The sequence below is a fragment of the Vibrio gigantis genome (genome assembly GCF_024347515.1).
In the GTDB taxonomy this organism is placed as follows: domain Bacteria; phylum Pseudomonadota; class Gammaproteobacteria; order Enterobacterales; family Vibrionaceae; genus Vibrio; species Vibrio gigantis.
In genome coordinates, this window is record NZ_AP025492.1 from 704,954 (window position 1) to 722,954 (window position 18,001).

The 18,001-nt window shown below is 44.5% G+C and carries 12 protein-coding genes and 1 pseudogene; 9 read left to right on the top strand and 4 right to left on the bottom strand.

Going from position 1 to position 18,001, the window contains the following annotated elements; genetic code table 11:
- Nucleotides 1–2 precede the first annotated feature (2 nt).
- From guaA to OCV56_RS03185, 4 genes are all read left to right on the top strand, one after another.
- Complete coding sequence (guaA, locus tag OCV56_RS03170) at nt 3–1,556, top strand: glutamine-hydrolyzing GMP synthase (protein WP_019820323.1); 1,554 nt, start codon at nt 3–5, stop codon at nt 1,554–1,556.
- A 312-nt stretch (nt 1,557–1,868) separates the two neighbouring features.
- Nucleotides 1,869–3,581, top strand: a complete 1,713-nt coding sequence (locus tag OCV56_RS03175; protein ID WP_086715705.1) for a chitinase — start codon at nt 1,869–1,871, stop codon at nt 3,579–3,581.
- Nucleotides 3,582–3,854: 273 nt separating this feature from the next.
- Nucleotides 3,855–5,405 carry a Na+/H+ antiporter NhaC family protein gene (locus OCV56_RS03180; RefSeq protein ID WP_086715703.1) on the top strand — a complete coding sequence of 517 codons (1,551 nt, stop codon included), beginning with the start codon at nt 3,855–3,857 and terminating at the stop codon, nt 5,403–5,405.
- 557 nt (nt 5,406–5,962) lie between these two features.
- Complete coding sequence (locus OCV56_RS03185; protein WP_086715701.1) at nt 5,963–6,556, top strand: acetate uptake transporter; 594 nt, start codon at nt 5,963–5,965, stop codon at nt 6,554–6,556.
- Between the two features lie 160 nt (nt 6,557–6,716).
- Here the strand turns inward: OCV56_RS03185 and OCV56_RS03190 are convergent, their stop codons facing one another.
- Together OCV56_RS03190 and OCV56_RS03195 are read right to left on the bottom strand one after the other, a co-directional pair.
- Nucleotides 6,717–8,264 (bottom strand): alanine/glycine:cation symporter family protein, encoded by a 1,548-nt coding sequence (locus OCV56_RS03190; protein WP_086715699.1) that lies wholly within the window; start codon nt 8,262–8,264, stop codon nt 6,717–6,719.
- A 455-nt stretch (nt 8,265–8,719) separates the two neighbouring features.
- Nucleotides 8,720–8,920, bottom strand: a pseudogene (locus OCV56_RS03195) (MBL fold metallo-hydrolase RNA specificity domain-containing protein); the annotation flags it as partial.
- Between the two features lie 207 nt (nt 8,921–9,127).
- Here OCV56_RS03195 and OCV56_RS03200 point away from each other — a divergent pair.
- A complete protein-coding gene (locus OCV56_RS03200) occupies nt 9,128–9,925 on the top strand; it encodes a hypothetical protein (RefSeq protein ID WP_086715696.1) in 798 nt (265 codons plus the stop codon).
- A 298-nt stretch (nt 9,926–10,223) separates the two neighbouring features.
- Here OCV56_RS03200 and OCV56_RS03205 read toward each other — a convergent pair whose 3' ends face one another.
- Both OCV56_RS03205 and OCV56_RS03210 read right to left on the bottom strand, forming a co-directional pair.
- Entirely contained in the window at nt 10,224–10,991 is a 768-nt protein-coding gene (locus tag OCV56_RS03205; protein ID WP_086715694.1) for a 1-acylglycerol-3-phosphate O-acyltransferase, read from the bottom strand.
- Nucleotides 10,992–11,182: 191 nt separating this feature from the next.
- On the bottom strand, nt 11,183–12,127 hold the full coding sequence (locus OCV56_RS03210) for a hypothetical protein (RefSeq protein ID WP_086715691.1): 945 nt from the start codon (nt 12,125–12,127) through the stop codon (nt 11,183–11,185).
- Nucleotides 12,128–12,398: 271 nt separating this feature from the next.
- Between OCV56_RS03210 and OCV56_RS03215 the strand changes: the two genes are divergently transcribed.
- The 4 genes from OCV56_RS03215 (at nt 12,399) to OCV56_RS03230 (ending at nt 17,990) form a co-directional block, all read left to right on the top strand.
- Complete coding sequence (locus tag OCV56_RS03215; protein WP_086715689.1) at nt 12,399–14,111, top strand: class I SAM-dependent methyltransferase; 1,713 nt, start codon at nt 12,399–12,401, stop codon at nt 14,109–14,111.
- Between the two features lie 75 nt (nt 14,112–14,186).
- Nucleotides 14,187–14,915 carry a DUF429 domain-containing protein gene (locus OCV56_RS03220; RefSeq protein WP_086715687.1) on the top strand — a complete coding sequence of 243 codons (729 nt, stop codon included), beginning with the start codon at nt 14,187–14,189 and terminating at the stop codon, nt 14,913–14,915.
- A 79-nt stretch (nt 14,916–14,994) separates the two neighbouring features.
- Nucleotides 14,995–15,804, top strand: coding sequence for a M15 family metallopeptidase (locus tag OCV56_RS03225; RefSeq protein WP_086715685.1), 810 nt, complete (start codon nt 14,995–14,997; stop codon nt 15,802–15,804).
- 305 nt (nt 15,805–16,109) lie between these two features.
- Entirely contained in the window at nt 16,110–17,990 is a 1,881-nt protein-coding gene (locus OCV56_RS03230; protein ID WP_086715684.1) for an ATP-dependent zinc protease family protein, read from the top strand.
- Nucleotides 17,991–18,001 lie beyond the last annotated feature (11 nt).

Here is an 18,001-nt window from a genome sequence, read left to right on the forward strand (position 1 = left end):
CAATGACTAAAAATATTCATGACCAACGTATTCTAATTCTGGACTTCGGTTCTCAATACACACAGCTAGTAGCTCGTCGTATTCGTGAGATCGGTGTTTACTGTGAACTTTGGAGCTGGGACGTAGAAGAAGCGGATATTCGTGAATTCAATCCAGACGGTATTATCCTATCTGGTGGCCCTGAAAGTGTAACGGAAGAGAACTCTCCACGTGCACCTCAGTACGTATTTGATTCAGGTGTTCCTGTATTCGGTATCTGCTACGGCATGCAAACTATGGCTGAGCAACTTGGCGGTAAAGTAGCAACGTCTACTGAGCGCGAGTTCGGCTACGCTGCGGTACAAGTGACTGGCGAATCAGCACTTTTCGCTGACCTTGAGTCTACTCAAGATGTTTGGATGAGCCACGGTGACAAAGTAGTTGAAATCCCTGCTGATTTCACAAAGATCGCTGAAACAGACACTTGCCCATACGCTGCAATGGCAAACGAAGAGAAGAAGTACTACGGCGTACAATTCCACCCAGAAGTAACACACACTAAGAATGGCCTAAAAATGCTAGAGAACTTCGTTCTTAACGCATGTGGTTGTGAAGGTCTGTGGACTTCAGCTTCAATCATTGAAGATGCAGTTGCACGTATTAAAGAACAAGTCGGTGACGACGAAGTTATCCTTGGTCTTTCTGGTGGTGTTGATTCATCTGTAGTAGCGATGCTTGCTCACCGCGCTATCGGCGACAAACTGACATGTGTATTTGTTGATAACGGCCTTCTTCGTTTGAACGAAGCTGAGCAGGTTATGGAGATGTTTGGCAATAAGTTTGGCCTAAACATCATCAAAGTAGATGCTGAGCAACGCTTCCTTGACGCTCTTGAAGGTGAAGCTGAACCAGAAGCTAAACGTAAGATCATCGGTCACGTATTTGTAGATATCTTCGATGAAGAGTCTAAGAAACTGAAGAATGCTAAATGGCTTGCTCAGGGTACTATCTACCCAGACGTAATCGAGTCTGCTGCATCTAAGACAGGTAAAGCACACGTAATCAAATCTCACCACAACGTTGGTGGCCTTCCTGATGATATGGAAATGGGCCTTGTTGAGCCTCTACGTGAGCTGTTTAAAGATGAAGTACGTAAGATTGGTCTAGAGCTTGGTCTTCCATACAACATGCTTTACCGCCACCCATTCCCGGGTCCAGGTCTAGGTGTTCGTGTACTTGGCGAAGTTAAGAAAGAGTACTGTGATTTGCTGCGTCGTGCTGATGCTATCTTCATTGAAGAGCTTCACGCTGCTGACCTTTACCACAAAGTATCTCAAGCATTCACGGTATTCCTACCTGTACGTTCAGTTGGCGTAATGGGCGATGGCCGTAAGTACGATTGGGTTGTATCTCTACGTGCTGTAGAAACTATCGACTTCATGACTGCTCACTGGGCACACCTACCATACGACTTCCTAGGTAAAGTATCTAACCGTATTATCAACGAAGTTAACGGCATTTCACGTGTTGTTTACGATATTTCTGGTAAGCCACCAGCAACTATCGAGTGGGAATAATCTCTTAGAGATTTAACCAAGGTTGATTAAAATCTTAAAAGCCTCGAACTCTGTTCGGGGCTTTTTTCTTTTCGATTCATTGCATTAAAGGCTTATGAGCAACACCTAGAAAGTAAATGAACAATACCTAGAAACCAAATCGGTTGGAAACTAGATATCAGCTCAAGAAACCATGAGACGTGTTGTTACGCTTAACTATACATAAAACTATCACTCGCACTTTTTATAAATTCATACCGCAACAGCTAGGCTATTTCCCTCGTGCCACATACTCTTTGATGGACTTATTAAGGACAAATAAGAGAATCCATCATGTTAAAAATCAAATATTTGGCGACAGTACTGGGCTGCACCTTGGCAGCACAAAGTCATGCATCTTTGAACATTCAACCTGATCCGCAAAACCCGAATGGCTACCTTGTTGAAAAGTCGGCATTACAAGCCGCTGAACAAGCGAAAACCTCCGATCCTATGTATGCGATCTGGTCACAAGCATTACAAACTCGTCCCAACAGTATTGTTGAAGCGATTGAGCCGGGCTTAGCTTCGAATCCTGAAAACGTGAAACGAGTCGAGCGTGTATTCCCTCAATCTGAATGGGATTTCCTCACTCAGATGGCTGCGCCAGAATACACATACACTCGTTTCTTACGTGCGATTGGTAAATTCCCAGCTTTCTGTGGAGAGTACACCGATGGCCGTGACTCCGACGCCATCTGTAAGAAGTCCATTATCACGGCCTTTGCTCATTTCTCACAAGAGACGGGCGGTCACATCGCGATAGACAATACTTCTGATAATCCATTAGCTCTCGAAGAATGGCAGCAAGCGCTGGTGCATGTTCGTGAAATGGGATGGTCTGAAGGGCAAGAAGGTTACACAACAGGCTGTGGCCAGAACGATTGGCAGAATGCACGCTGGCCATGCGCCGCAGGGCAGGGCTATTTCGGTCGTGGTGCTAAGCAGCTTTCTTACCACTTTAACTACGGTGCGTTCTCTGAAGTGATGTTTGATGGTGATGCGACGGTGCTATTGAATAATCCGGGTTTAGTTGCTGACTCTTGGTTGAACTTAGCTTCTGCTATCTGGTTCTTCTTAACACCACAAGCGCCTAAGCCGGCAATGCTGCATGTGATTGACCGTACATGGACGCCCTCTCAACGTGAACTGGATGCAGGGATTGGTTATGGCTTTGGTACCACCATCAACGTGATCAACGGTGGTATTGAGTGTGGTGAACAGAATAAAGACAAAGGTCAGCCAGTTAACCGCATCCGTTACTGGGAAGGGCTAGCAGCGCACTATGAAATTCCTGTAGAAGCGGATGAAGCGAATACCTGTTGGCAGCAAACGCCTTACGGAAGCTTGAACCTCAATGGTGCGACTGATGTGCTATACACCAACTGGGATGGTAACTGGAAGTACTACTCAGATCGCCCAGAAGGCTACTCATTTGAGTGTGAGTTAGTTGGTTTCCAAACGGCTTATTCAGCGCTGGTGGCGGGTGATTACGAGAAGTGTGTGACCAACTTCTATGGCTCTCATGCGAGTTGGCCGGAAGTGAAAGTAGTCGATAAGCTTGATCCAGTAGACCCAGGAACCGATCCTGGTGGCAACGGTTGGAACGCGACTAAGGTTTACAATGCGGGCGACCAAGTGACCCATAACGGCGCAACCTACGAAGCGAAATGGTGGACACAAGGGGATGACCCTGCCAATGGCGGCCCTTGGAAATTAGTGGCGGGTGAGCCAACACCACCAGTAGTGACTGATCCTGCCCCTGTCGATCCTGCTCCGGTAGACCCTACACCAGTTGAACCACCTGTTACCGAGCCGCCAGTAACTGAGCCACCTGTCGTTGTTGATCCATCGGTGTTTATCACATGGGAAGTGGGCGTTAGCCAAGTAAGTAACGGTGACAAAGTGACACATAACGGCAAGTGCTTCGTGGCTAAAAATGGTCCGGGTGTTTGGGAGAGTCCTGTTCAGTCGAATTGGTTCTGGGATGAAATCAGTTGTAATTGATAGTCTGAATATCGAAACAGTGGTTTAAACGACGAGTTCAATATTACGACTGTAGCGATATAAATAATCAAAAGCCGAAAGTTTCTACTTTCGGTTTTTTCCGTTTCGAACTTGGTGGCCTAGGAAGGTCGACTGGTCTATTAGGCTATGTTAAAGCGTATTTAAAGACTAATTATCCTGTTAGAGAATAAAGTTCTGTATAAACTGTGGCTGTGAATTTATATTCAAATTTAACTTATATTTATTCTTTGCTTTTAGGGTTAAGGTGTACCTATGGAACAGACAGATATCACGTCACTCATCCCCATTGTGATTACTTTGGTGTTGTCGTTGGCGACAAGGAATGTGGTGATCGGCCTTTTTGCTGGCGTGCTAAGTGGCGTTGCGATGTTGAGTGGCATGTTTAGCGAACTCAATCCGCTTGATACGTTTGGTACCATGGTTAAAGGTTACTTAGTCCCTCAGCTTACTGATAGCTATAACGCTGGCGTCATTATGCTGTTGGTGTTCATCGGTGGCTTTGTTGCCTTGATGGAGAAGTCGGGTGGTGGCGTTGCGTTTGCCAAGCGTGTGACTGAGTGGGTAAGCAATAAGTGCCAAGCTCAATTGTCTGCATGGTTTGGAGGAATCGTGATATTTTTCTCTGACTTAGGTACTCCGTTAATTGTTGGTCCTGTCTTTCGTCCCCTTTTCGATAAACTGAAACTTTCTAGACAGAAGCTGGCATTTATCATCGACTCAACATCATCACCTGTCGCGATTCTTATCCCTTTTATCGGGTGGGGCGTTTACATCATGAGCCTGATTCAAAAAGAGTTCACGGCCTTGAATGTCAACATGTCTGACTGGGATGCCTTCATTGGTGCGATTCCTTTTCAGTTCTACGCGTTCCTCGCGATTTTTATCGTTCCTTTGGTTTCATTTAAAGGCTTAGACTTTGGACCGATGGCAAAAGCCGAGCGTGATTGCCAGGCGGGAATCAACTCTGGCGTGAATAGCGAATCACTTAATCCTTTCTCGCATAAAAATGCAAAGGCCTCTTTTGTTTGGGCTCCGTTGTTAGTGATGCTTATAGTGTTGTGTGCCATGTTGGTTCCACAAGGCTTCCCATTCCAAAAGGTTGCAGGTTCTTCATTCAGAGCGGCTTTATCGTCGGCTTATTTCTTTGCTGCGATTACCTTGATCTCGTTGATGGCTTACTACGGTGTGAGAAAACTGTCGGATGGTGTTTCCGTATACCTAAAGGGTATGGGCAACATGATGCCAGTTGCGATTATTTTGGTACTGGCGTGGGCATTAAGCACCATTGGTAAAGAGTTGGGAGCGGCGGCTTATATTGCAGAGCAAGCACAAAGCGGTTTCCCATACTGGTTAGTGCCTGCGGTTGCCTTTTTATTGTCGGCTATCATCTCATTCGCAACCGGCTCTTCATGGGGAACCTTCGCGATAATGATGCCATTGGTTATTCCAACCGCGATCGCTATTGACGCGCCGCTTCTGGTAGCGATTGGCGCTGTACTTTCTGGTGGCTTGTTTGGTGACCACTGCTCACCGATCTCTGAAACAACTATCCTCTCTTCTACAGGGGCAGGGTGTGATCAGTTTGAGCACTTTAAGACTCAGCTTCCTTACGCATTGATGAATGGCTCTATTGCTCTAGTGAGCTTTGTTGTGGCTGGCTTTACTGGTAGTTCGCTGGTTGTGTTAGGTGCGCTTGTTGCTCAGTTGGTTGTTGTGACGCTGCTAGCCAAGCGTGATGCTAGTAAAAACGCTTCTTCAGAAGTTCAACCTCAAGCCTCTGATTCTAAGCCACAACAAGCGTAATTTAAGATGACAAATGAGGGATGAGGAGCGAGAGACTAGATACGGGATGCGAGTAAACGAGTAACGAAAAGATCGCCCTATTATTACTCGTGTTTGCTATTTATTTTCTCGCTTACTCAATCTGAACGCGCTGTTCGCATCCCGCATCTACATAAACCAGCGTCATTCCCTACAGCGAGGCACGAGCGTGATAGGGAATCTCTTTTGTGCCAAACGTGCTTATATCGAAGAGGAGATTCCAGATACCTCGTTCCTCGATTCTGGAATGACGATTCAATCGAGACCTGCTCCTCTTATCCCGCTTACTCGAATCTACAGACTCTTTTCGCATCCCGTATCTCGTTACTCGCATCTTTTCACTACGCGATAGGGAATCTGCTTATTGATAGTTTCTGTGAATCAATACAGCTTGTTATGAAACTAATTTTCCATGTGATCATTTCAACAACCTTAGTTTTCGATAACTGGATTATCCCAAAGGCAATTTATCAATTAAAATTTTCTTACAAATTTTATCGATTTTTTTTAATCAACCACTTTAATAAGGTAAATTCGCAATGTCGACCAAACTAGCTAACCCAGCGCCATTAGGCTTAATGGGTTTCGGTATGACCACTATTCTTCTTAATATCCACAACGCAGGTTTCTTCCCAATGGATTCAATGATCCTTGCGATGGGTATTTTTTACGGTGGTTTGAGCCAAGTTATCGTGGGCACTATGTGTTTCAAACGTGGTGACACGTTCGGTACAACTGCATTTACTTCTTACGGCCTATTCTGGTTGTCTTTGGTTGGTTTGATTGTAATGCCTTACATGGGTTTACCTGCAAGCCCAGCAAGCTTCATGGGTTGGTACCTACTACTATGGGGCATCTTCACAGGCTTCATGTTCATCGGTTCTCTATGCTACCCAGTAGCGAAGCAAGTAGTATTTGGTTCACTAACTATCTTGTTCTTCCTACTTGCTGCTCGTGATTTCACTGGCAGCTCACTGATCGGCACTATCGCTGGTTTTGAAGGTATCTTCTGTGGCGCTTCAGCTATCTACTTTGCAATGGCACAAGTAATCAACAACGAATACGGCCGTACAGTACTGCCTATCGGTGAGAAGAAAGCACCTCAAATGGCAACACAAGAAATCGCTGCTTAAGTACTCTAACTCGGGAACAGTTAGTTTGTTATAAGCCGCTTATTCGTAATGAATAAAACAAAAGGGGTTAGCCGAAATGGCTAACCCCTTTTTTATGCGTTATTGATAGCGCGAGTTCAAGCGAGCTACTTGTTAAAGCAATCTATTTGTTAAGGCAATCTTACGATGAAGGTTGCTCTACAGGTTTAGTGTCTGCAGCTTCTGCTTCAGGAGACTTACCTGTTTTACGCTTGTACTTCTCTTCCCAGTAAGTAGCACCTTTGATGCCTAGTTTTACAGGGTTGAATGTGTACTCAGTTACGCCTTGTTTCTGTTGCTCTTCATAATCAGCAAGTGCTTTAAGCGCAGGCTTAGACATGAAGAAGATGATCAGAATACCAACGATGTTTAACCATGCCATCAAGCCAACACCAACGTCACCCATTGCCCATGCAAGGTTAGCTGTTTTAACTGTGCCATAGAAAACCGCAGTGATAAGAACAAGCTTAAGCACGAACATCATGCCAGGGATCTTAATGGTACGACGTAGGTAAGCAATATTCGTTTCTGCGATGTAGTAGTAAGCAAGAATCGTTGTAAATGCGAAGAAGAACAGAGCAAATGCGATGAATGGCTTACCAATGCCTGGTAGTGCACTTTCAATAGCAAGCTGTGTAAATACAGGACCATTCGCCCCAACGTTTGCAGCTAGGTTCTGAACAAGGAACACACCTTCAGCGCCACCGTGAACGTTGTAAGCACCTGTGATGATGATCATGAACGCTGTAGCTGAACATACTAGAAGTGTATCGATGTAGATAGAGAACGCTTGTACTAAACCTTGCTGAGCTGGGTGATCAACACTTGCAGCAGCTGCCGCGTGAGGACCAGTACCTTGACCTGCTTCGTTTGAGTAAACACCACGCTTAACACCCCAACCAATTGCAGCACCGAAGCCTGCCATTGGTGTGAATGCATCACCAACAATCATTGCGAAAACAGTTGGCACTTGGCTGATGTTTAGCAGAATGATAACGAACGCGATGATGATGTAAGCCAATGCCATGAAAGGAACAACGATCTGTGTGAAGTTCGCAATACGTTTAACACCACCAAAGATGATGAAAGCAAGGATGATAGCAACAACAGTACCGGTGAAAATTTTAGCGAAACTGAATGTACCGACAGCTGTTTCAATCATATCACCTGAGCCAAATGCAGCTTCTACAGCATTACCAATACTGTTTGACTGAACACCTGGAAGCAAAATACCACATGCAAAAATAGTCGCGATTGCGAAGATCCATGCGTACCACTTCTGACCCATTGCTTTTTCTATGTAGTAAGCCGGACCACCACGGAACTGGCCTTCGTCTTCTTCTTTGTAGATTTGCGCTAGCGTAGATTCTGCATAAGCAGTCGCGGCGCCAAAGAAGGCTACAACCCACATCCAGAATACTGCACCTGGGCCACCGAAACCGATAGCGGCAGCAACACCAGCAATGTTACCTGTACCTACACGGCCAGATAGCGAAACGGCTAGAGCTTGGAAAGACGAGATGCCTTTTGATGAGCTTTTACCCGAAAGTAGCAAGCGCCACATTTCAAAGAAGTGACGGATTTGAACAAATCGAGTCATGATGGAGTAGAACAAACCTGCACCTAAACATAGGTAGATAAGTACTGGGCTCCAGATTATTCCATTCAAAAAATCAACGAATGACTGCATGAGTATTTTCCCTGTTAGTTTTGCTTATGATTGTTTTTCGAACAACACAATACTTCACTTGTAACCCAAGTGTTAAATTATTTAACTGCTCATTAGGATTACTGTGACATAAAGCAAGTTATAGAGAGTGTTTGTTAATGCTTAGTGCTAATTCGATAATCGTTCTATTTAATTTGATATGCAACTGGTTTTGCTTTGTGGTGTTTTGAAAAGTGAATAAATAGTGATTAATACAAAAAGGGGGATTTGAGGTTCGCATAAGAAACGAAATTGCGAAAAATAGGGATTAAAGCCGCTTAGCATGAACGGCTGATATAGGAGTGGTGGGATAGGTAGGTTGGAATATATCACCTCTATCGTATGAACTAGCAGGCCTAAGAGACTGTGATTTTTGAAAGTTCGATAATTGAGGCTTTCATGTTTACCTAGTGAAAGTTGCGAATTTGATGCCTGTTTCAAACAACCACGAACCCTCGCGCCTGCAATTCTTTGGTGAAGTCAGACTGAGTGTTTGGTTCGCCGTGAATCAAATGCACCTCTTTTGGTGGAGTCGCGACGCCCTCTATAAATCGATAGAGATCCTCTTTATCAGCATGAGCTGAATAACCAGACATGCCATGAATTTGAGCGTTAACCTCAACGTCTTTGTTATCTAGCTAATAGGTAGGCGATGTGCCATATCAAAGACTTTTACTGAGTGAGGCTAAGTGTGTAACAGATTGCTTGCTTCGTAAGTCAATTTTGTAACTAAATATTGTTCACATGATGTTCGTGAAGCGTATCGTAATTAATTTTCAAATCAATTGATGAAATCATTATATGGAGGAGAATATTTAATGTTTTTATATGTTTATGGAGGATTTATGAAAACATTAAGTGGAGTGGTTTTGGCCAGTTTGTTTCTTATCGGCTGTGGAGGTGGCGGAGGTGGCAGCACTGAAAGCAATGGGGGTTCTGGTTCGGGAAATTTAAGTGGCTTACCTGATCCCGGAGGTACGTCAAGTGCCGATTATGATCCGCGTCAGCTGCGAGCCCAAGCCACATTTTCCAACAATACTGTATCGGGCTCTAGTATTGTCTTCTCGCTTAGTTATGAGAAAGATGCGACTAGATTAATGTCGGTAGATGTTCTTGATGAAATTGAAGTCTTGGTTGATGGTACTTCGATTGCTCTGAGTAATATATACGGATCGCTTTATTCTTATGAAATGCCAGAATATGCTTCGAGCTATGAGGTGATCTGGAAACGAGATGGTGAAGTTATAGCATCAACTAGTTTTGATGGTGAACCTTCTCAAATTCCATTGACGACGACTTATGATGGGAGTGGTACGTGGTTTAATTGGACTGAACTGTCGAACACAACTTATCGTTTTGTGATTCCTGCATTGTCCTGTCGAGACCAACTAGGCAATGATGAGTACTTTACGCATTGGGAGAATGAAGACCTATCTAAAAATGTAGTCACAGGTGGCTCTTACTACGTACCGCTTAGTATTTTTAACGATTTTACAGAAGCTGAATTAAGAGCCAATTATGAAACCTGTTATACGACGTTAGATATTGTCGGTGAGCATCATGATATTAATATCCAAGACTCAGGCTATCAAATGCGTGGAATTGCTATGGGTGCAGGTGTATCGATGTATACAATCTTTTAGAAAGTATTAATTTCATGTAGTCAAAGAGGAGGTGAGGCCTCCTCTTTCCTCAAATTAATATACCGCATACGCGCTCCCATATATGACTGCTCGTTTTGTAATATGTTACTTTGATATACCTATACCTACCGCCATTTCGAATCACTTCCATTGTTTACTCCTATTGCTTTATCAAGCCTTTAATGCCTGTTTTTATTTTGCGGATAAGCGCCAGCAAGTAAAACAAGAACAATGAGAGTTGCGATCGTTGAATATCTTTTTAAGTAACTGAGCGATGATTCAGTGTGTTCGTTGCGAGTTAGTTGGTAGAAGAACGGTCTGAATCCAACTCTGGGTTTTGCTCCGCCTCTATACGAGCCACTTCTGCATCAAGCTCAGCAATCTTCTCGGCCATTAGTGCGTGACAGTGATTCGCCAGTTCTCTAGCGTCACTCAGCTTGTATCCGGACACATCAATAGGTTCAAGCATCTCGGTGATCACTATGCCGTTGTTTAATCGGTTAAAGTCGATCCTATTGTGCGTAGTGCTGGTACACATCGGGGTGATAGGCACACCCGCTTCAATTGCCATTCGGAAAGCGCCTGTTTTGAATGGCAGTAATCCACGCCCTTTACTTCGGGTTCCTTCCGGGTAAACCCAAACAGACAGATTTCTCTGATGAATCGCTTCCGCCACTTGTTTGATGGTATCGCGTGCTTTGGATTTGTCTTCACGGTTAATCATGATGTTACCGGTGATCCAATACAGCAGGCCAAAGAAAGGCACGTACAACAAATCGCGTTTGCCCAATGAAACGGTGCGTGGTCTTAGCATTCCTGGGTCGGTTACAAAGTCTAATATGCTTTGGTGGTTAGAGATGTAGACGCTGTTTTCTGGTGTAGGGGCATTGTCTAAGCCACGCTGCACTAGCTTTACACCGATGATCTTTTGTAGCTGGTTGAACCAACGACAGAAAACGTACACATGCTTGGGGTTCTTGGGGCTAAACAAGCAATAAACAAAAGCACATAGAGTGGTGAAAATAATAAACACCGTAGCCAAAATAATACGAAGAACAGCAAGCACAATTCACTCCTTACTCACCGCAAGGTTGCAGTGATTAAATAGTTTTAGATGCTTGAAGTTTTCACTCTATTTAACCGAATTGCAACAATTAACTGTGATAGGGGGCAATTTTTAGATCTTTATATAAAACAAGGACTAACAATGGGTGTTTGACACAGTTATCGAGCTTACACGTGTTCACCAGTAATGGTTCATGATAACCAATACTGTTTATTTGGATCCGATTTTTCTACCCATTCAGGATCTTGACGCGATTCCAAGTAGAGTTGTAGGCCGTTATAAGACATGAAAGCTGCAGGGCCGCCGAGGTGCTCGAAATAGTCAAAGTAATCATCTTCAAGTGCGCAAAGGTGAGCTAAATCTTCCACTTTGTTCGACAGTGCCCATTGAATCGCAAACACCGGAGCCGTTGAGCCTGCAACCGACACTTCTTTAATATTGGGGTTAAACATCGCATTAGCCTGTTCCAGCAAAATCTCTTGTTGTTCAGATTTTTGCTGCAGTACCTCATCGATAATAGCCAAACGCTTGGAGTTCGAGACGTTCTTGTTCAGCTTTGCAATTTTCAGTGCGTAGCCAAACCTTTCTGATGAAACAATATTGACCAGCTCCGAGAGCAGTTCTTTGTCTACCCCTGCAGCCTTGGTGAAATAGTCGATACAAGAGTGGATTGAAGCATAGCGAGTGCCTTCAAACTTAAAGCCACTGGTTTCGTCGTAGGCCTCAATGGCGATGTTATCAAGCGACAAAGGCCAACCTTGATACTCGACTCGTTGCTTGGCTATTTGATACATCTTCCAAGCGCTGCGTCCAAAGCCGCCAAGTGTCGAACCCGTAAACTCACTGTCTATCAGCTCTTGCTCTGTCCAGTTCTCACCAATACCTAAGTGCTTGGCATACTTGTCAATGAGCGCATACTTTATCTGGTCGCGCACCGCCCAAATCGAAGCCAGGTCTTTCACATACTTAACACTCGCGCACTCTTTACACGCTGGCAGCGCTATCGGCGCATGACCAACCTTGGCAAAAAGCGAAGCGGTTTTAGGAAACTCAACCGTGTGATTAGAAGGCTCACCACAAAACCAACAGGTGTGGCGTAGGTTGAATGGGATGTCTATGTAGGTGTATTGAGTCATTGAACGTCTATCGGCTGAGTGTTGAGGTTGGGGCCATTATGGTAAAAACAATTATCTCTGTTCGTGTGTCGCCTTGCACCTGGTTTGTTTCACTTTTCCACCGAGTTTGATTTTAGGCGCTTGTTATTGGAATGGGTTGGTGGAGATATGTTTATATAAAACAGTGACTAATGGTGAATGTTGATGGGAGTGGCTGAACCGATATGTGCCGCTAGTAATCCTGTAAGGTCACTATTATTATAGGGTTAGTCTCCTTACTCCATTAGCGCATATGTCCTCATCGATTCCTTTTTACGATAAAAATGCTCCTGCACTTTGTCAGCAATACAACTCTGTGGCTTTCGAAGTGGTACATAAAAGCTGGCAAGCTTACTGGCCTTTAGAGGGCGATAAGGTGTTAGATGTCGGTGCGGGCAGTGGCCGTGATGCATTATGGATGCACAAGACTGGCGCTGAAGTTATCGCGATAGAACCTAGTGTGTCATTACGTGAGCAAGGCTCAGAATATAGTGGGCCAAGTGTTACATGGTTAGATGATTCACTCCCATCATTGAGCCACACTGAAAACCTCGGAATGCGTTTTGACCTGATACTGGTGAGTGCTGTTTGGATGCACCTTGCACCGTTATATCGAGAGCGAGCATTCAGAAAGTTATCTAACTTGCTCGCTCCAAATGGCAAATTGGTGATTACGCTACGTCACGGAGAGTTTAATGACGACCGAGAGGGTTATGAGGTCTCGGTTGAAGAGCTTGAGCGTTTATCGAAGAACAGTGCTTTATTAGTGCGTCATGTCGATAACAGCCAAGATACCTTGAAGCGCAGTGAGGTTTGGTGGCAAACCGTAGTGATGACGCTGCCAGATGATGGCTCGGGTGACTTAAACAAGGTGCGCCACATTATTGTGAATGACAATAAGTCGGCCACATACAAATTGGCATTGTTAAGAACCTTGCTGCGAATCGCGGATGCCCATTCAGGTGCTGTGATTGATCGAACCGATGGCAAAATATCTCTACCTGTGGGTTTGGTTGCTCTGTATTGGGTTAGGCAATTTAAGCGTCTCATTGATATCGATATAGAAGGCATTGGGATTCAGCAAAACAGCAACACGAGTAAAGGTCTAGGCTTTGTAAAAGACGATGGCTGGGACAAGCTCAAGCACCTCAGTGCCGATGATTTAGCGATAGGCACTCTGTTTATTGGTGATGAAGCCAAAGCATTGCAGAAGTTGTTTTCACAGACGATCAGCACCATTAAATCGGGCCCAGTGACCTTTATTTATCAAGGTTCCAAAGAGAATAAGTTGTTTGAGATACTCCCACCTAAGCAGCGACGAAAGAGTCGAGAATCACTGGTCATCGACAGTGAGTTCTTAGCAAGCTTTGGTTACTTCACGCTGGATGAAAGCTTATGGGAATGTTTCAGAATCTATCACTCTTGGATTGAGCCGCTAGTCGTGAATCAATGGGTTATGGAGATGCAGCGTTTTGAGTTAAATCGACAGCGCAACATTTCACTACAAACTTATCACGACTGCTTAGTATGGATTGACCGAAACCATGATACTCGTGACGTACGTAAAAGAGTTGAACAGCTTAGAGCGGATCACGCAGACATTGTCAGCGTCTGGAGTGGAAAATCGTTAAAAAATGAGTATCACGTTGACCACTGTCTGCCTTTTGCTTACTGGCCGAATAACGATAAGTGGAACCTCTTTCCAACCACAGGCAAAGAGAACTTAAGCAAAAGTGACAAAGTGCCTACCGCTGAAAAACTTCGTGCGTCTAAACCTCGTATTCTCGAATGGTGGCAATTGGCGTGGAGTGATTCGGCTCATTTTGAACAGCAATTCTTTTCTGAAGCGGCCCTTTCTTTACCTAATATTCCACCACAGTGTCGAGACTTTGAAGAGGTGTTTGACGCAATGGGTCTGCAGGTACGTGGTGTGAAAAGTCGACTGTTGATTAGTGAGTGGCACTGATCATTAAGTGGCACTGATCATTAAGTGGGTTAGTTATCCCAAATAACCCTCAACAAACTAATCATCGAGAACATAATGAAATACATCGGAATTGATGGCTGCAAGGCGGGTTGGATTGCTTGGATTGTCTCTAGTAATGAGTTACCTATGTTCCAAGTGGTAAACACGCTCAATGAGCTGGCGAGTGATCTGGTCGGTTCTACGGCGCTTATCGACATGCCGATTGGTTTCAGTGACGCGCAGACTCCAGACCGTTTATGCGACAAAGCAGCAAGACGTTTTCTAACCAGCAAACGAGGGTCTTCGGTATTTCCTGTGCCGTGTCGTGAAGCAGTTTACCAAACCGATTACATTGCCGCGTGTAGTGCCAATGTGCAGCAGCTTGGTAAGAAGTTCTCTAAGCAAACTTGGGGTATTGTTCCTAAAATCCGAGAGCTAGATAAACTCATCGATGATCACCCGAACTTATCGATCAGAGAGTCTCACCCGGAGGTGGTGTTCGCTGCTTTGAAAGGGGAACCGCTAACGTTTTCTAAGCGAACCCAAGAGGGTAAAGAGGAAAGGCTTTCGATTATTCAGCAACTCGCCCCACAATGGTGTGAGGGTGTGGCGTTAGCAATCTCAAACACCAAGCGTAAAGATGTCGCGGTAGATGATATTTATGACGCATTCATATTGATGTTGATCGCGTATCACGCTCCAACATTGTCGTGCTTGCCTGAACTTTCTGATATCGGCGGAAAGGCGGATAAGGATCAGAATGGTCGAATTCGCGAAATCGTTTATTGGAACAAAACGCACTAGCAAAGTATGCGCTCTGTTGGGTTGAGTGTGTTATTTTCCATCTCCTGTCTTTTTACTCTTACTGTTTTTGAGCCTTGATATGAAACGTTTAATTGTTAGTTTGCTGGCAACCTTGATCAGTGCGGCGAGTTACGGTCAAGTTGCGCCTGTCTCTCAGTGGCAGTGCGACATGATGAAAAAGAACAAGGTATTGAATAGTGGAGCGCCTGTTAGCTGCGACCGCCTATCCAAAGTGGATTTTGATTTCGTTAACTTTAAGGGCGAAACGCAGCAGGGGAACATGATTGCGCTTGATGTTATCGCCCCTTCTGTTGAGCAAATCTTTTTAGAGCTCAAACAGCGTAACTTCCCACTGCATTCTGCGCGCCTAATGCGTGAGTTTAACGGTGATGATAATGCCTCGATGGAAGCCAATAACAGCAGTGCGTTTAATGCTCGGCCTATCACTGGCGGAGGAGGTTGGTCGAAGCATGCTTATGGTGTGGCAATCGACATCAACCCAGTTCAAAACCCTTTCTTAGTGTTCGATAGCAACGGAACCATAACGGTAAAGCCATCGCAATCGGCAACCAGCTATGTGAATAGAACTCGCTTTCGTGCTCGCAATGATATTGAACGCCGAGGCATGGCAGAAGATGTAGTCGAGCTGTTTGCACATCATGGCTTCATGATCTGGGGAGGGGACTGGAATACCCCAATCGATACTCAGCATTTCGAAGTCGGATCGAGAAAGTTCGTCAACCAATTGCTCTCTAAACCACAACCTGAAGCCAAAGTGCTATTTGAGCGATACGTCGAATCTTACCGCCAATGTTTTAATAAAAATAAAGGCGAGGGCGCAGAAAAAGCTCGTGCTGTCTGTGCAAAGAAAACAGTCGGGACTTTTTAGTGCTATGTTTATCTAGAACCGTTTGTGTTTTAGCAAATTAAGCTCGCTTCAAGGGTATTTTGAATCGCTAAGGTCAACGTGCGTCGTTGGCCTTTTTTGTATTCGTTTCTCCAATAGAACTCTGCGTATTCAAAAGGTTATTGGGTATCGATTAGTCAATAATAGATAAAGTAATGCAACGCAAAGTCATCGGTTTGTCATTGAAAAAGTCATAGCGTAAACGTTATGTGAGAACCATCGCTGGTGGGGGAACTTCTTGCCTATTCGCCAGTATTATTAGTGAACTGATCACAACGGACCAACTAATGAAAAAGATACCTTTGGCTCTAACTCTTTTAAGCACTCTACTTTTTTCACAATATTCTTTGGCTACAGACACTTCACACACCACACAAAATCCGACTTACGAACTCGATGGTAAGGCGGTATTAGGCCGTACTGAAAATGTGTACCTCTCTAGCGTTCAAGGGCTTAAAGACGTTCCTTTCATTGGCAAAATCGACACCGGTGCCGAAACCACTTCCATGCATGCAGAAGACATTCATGTGAAAAGCTCTAATGCAGATTACAAAACTCTTAAAGACAAAGAGCTGATGGCTGCGTTAACTGAAGATCTGTTGAACAATTCCGATGTTGATTACGATGATTGGGATGGCAGCACTTTTGCGAAATATGAAGCTGTGGTCTCTTTCAAGGTTCAAAACCCGCGTAATGGTGAGATGGTATTGATTGAGGCGCCACTTGAGCGTGTCAGCATGATCCGCAGCCGCACCAGCAGCACGCCTTTGCTTCGCCCGACGATTAAAATGTCTCTGACCATTGCAGACCAAAAGCTAAAAACCGACGTTAACCTGACAGACAGAAGTCACTTCTCTGCGCCAGTATTGATCGGCAAAACCTTCCTGGCGGATAACGCGTTAGTGTTTGCTGGCTATGACTATTTACAAGAGCAAGAGAACGCAACTGTGGTTGGCCGTAAAGAGGTAGTGTCTATCTCGGGAATGCCGATGAATGCGACCTTCTCTTTAAAGAATAGCTACAGTATTTTGCATGCAAAAAATATCGACATAGACAAAAAGAACAAACAAGTGACGTTTGATATGTTCGACAACGATGGCAAGCAAAAAGAGATGACTTTGCCGTTGGTTCGTATGTTAAGCGTGAGCGGTAAGAAGAGACCTTTAGTCTATGTGCCAGTTCAACTTGATGAGAACACCACGAAAGATGTTCTTGTTTATCTGCGTGACCGTTCAGACAGCAGCTCACAGCTAAGAATGGGAACTAACACCGCTAGCGAGCTCTTCATGATAGATACAAGTGCTGAGAATATTTTATCAGCAGGTTCAGAGAGCTTTAGTGATGTGGCGGAATCTAGTGAGCCTATGATTATCTCACCGGAAGAGGACATCACACTTGATGACTTCCCGCTAAAGGCTGTGGCTTCTTTTACTGTAAATACGCCTCTGTTGAAGGTGGCCAGCTTTGAGATTGTCGGCAAGGGTAAAGATGAATCGGTTGAGTTTTACCTGACTGACGTGAATGGCGAACAGCAGAAGGTCACAAAGCCAATCATTAAAAAGCTCAAAGTCGGTGATGATAGTCGCCCAGTTGTAAGTGGTGAGTTCTCGGCATCTGGCAAGGTTCGCACACAAGAGTTTGCTATCGATGTGCTAAACAGCAATGAAAAAGAAGCCTACTTCATTCTAGGTAAGAAGATGGCGAAAGAGGGCGTTTACGTAAACACGCGCTCAGACTACCTATTGAAAGCCGAACCTCTGTTTAAAGTTGGGCATATTGAAGTGGTTGAAGTGAACGGCATGACATTCCCTGCAAAGCTAGATACCGGTGCTGACGTTAGCTCTATGAACGCAGTGAACATCAAGCGATTCAAGAAAGATGGCCAAGACATGGTGACTTTTACTTATCAAAACAACCAAGGTGATAAGCAAGAGTTCACTAAGCCAGTGATTGATGTAATGCGCATTAAAGCCAAGAAAGGCGAGAAGGTGAACATTCGTCCTGTCGTCGAAATGAACGTTAAGCTAGGTGACCTAGAGAAGAAGGTGAGAGTAAACCTTCAAGATCGTTCACGCTTTGAATACAGCATGATTCTGGGTAAGAACTTCTTGAAGCACGGCGCGGTAGTGAGTAGCGATGAAGATTACGTACTAGGCGATATGGAGTAACGCCTTTACTT

Excerpts from the sequence above, each read along its gene's own strand:
- OCV56_RS03210 (WP_086715691.1), bottom strand. The coding sequence starts at position 12,127 with ATGACTCAATACACCTACATAGACATCCCATTCAACCTACGCCACACC.
- OCV56_RS03215 (WP_086715689.1), top strand. The coding sequence starts at position 12,399 with ATGTCCTCATCGATTCCTTTTTACGATAAAAATGCTCCTGCACTTTGT.
- OCV56_RS03230 (WP_086715684.1), top strand. The coding sequence starts at position 16,110 with ATGAAAAAGATACCTTTGGCTCTAACTCTTTTAAGCACTCTACTTTTT.
- OCV56_RS03175 (WP_086715705.1), top strand. The coding sequence starts at position 1,869 with ATGTTAAAAATCAAATATTTGGCGACAGTACTGGGCTGCACCTTGGCA.
- OCV56_RS03220 (WP_086715687.1), top strand. The coding sequence starts at position 14,187 with ATGAAATACATCGGAATTGATGGCTGCAAGGCGGGTTGGATTGCTTGG.
- OCV56_RS03180 (WP_086715703.1), top strand. The coding sequence starts at position 3,855 with ATGGAACAGACAGATATCACGTCACTCATCCCCATTGTGATTACTTTG.
- OCV56_RS03190 (WP_086715699.1), bottom strand. The coding sequence starts at position 8,264 with ATGCAGTCATTCGTTGATTTTTTGAATGGAATAATCTGGAGCCCAGTA.
- guaA (WP_019820323.1), top strand. The coding sequence starts at position 3 with ATGACTAAAAATATTCATGACCAACGTATTCTAATTCTGGACTTCGGT.
- OCV56_RS03225 (WP_086715685.1), top strand. The coding sequence starts at position 14,995 with ATGAAACGTTTAATTGTTAGTTTGCTGGCAACCTTGATCAGTGCGGCG.
- OCV56_RS03200 (WP_086715696.1), top strand. The coding sequence starts at position 9,128 with ATGAAAACATTAAGTGGAGTGGTTTTGGCCAGTTTGTTTCTTATCGGC.
- OCV56_RS03185 (WP_086715701.1), top strand. The coding sequence starts at position 5,963 with ATGTCGACCAAACTAGCTAACCCAGCGCCATTAGGCTTAATGGGTTTC.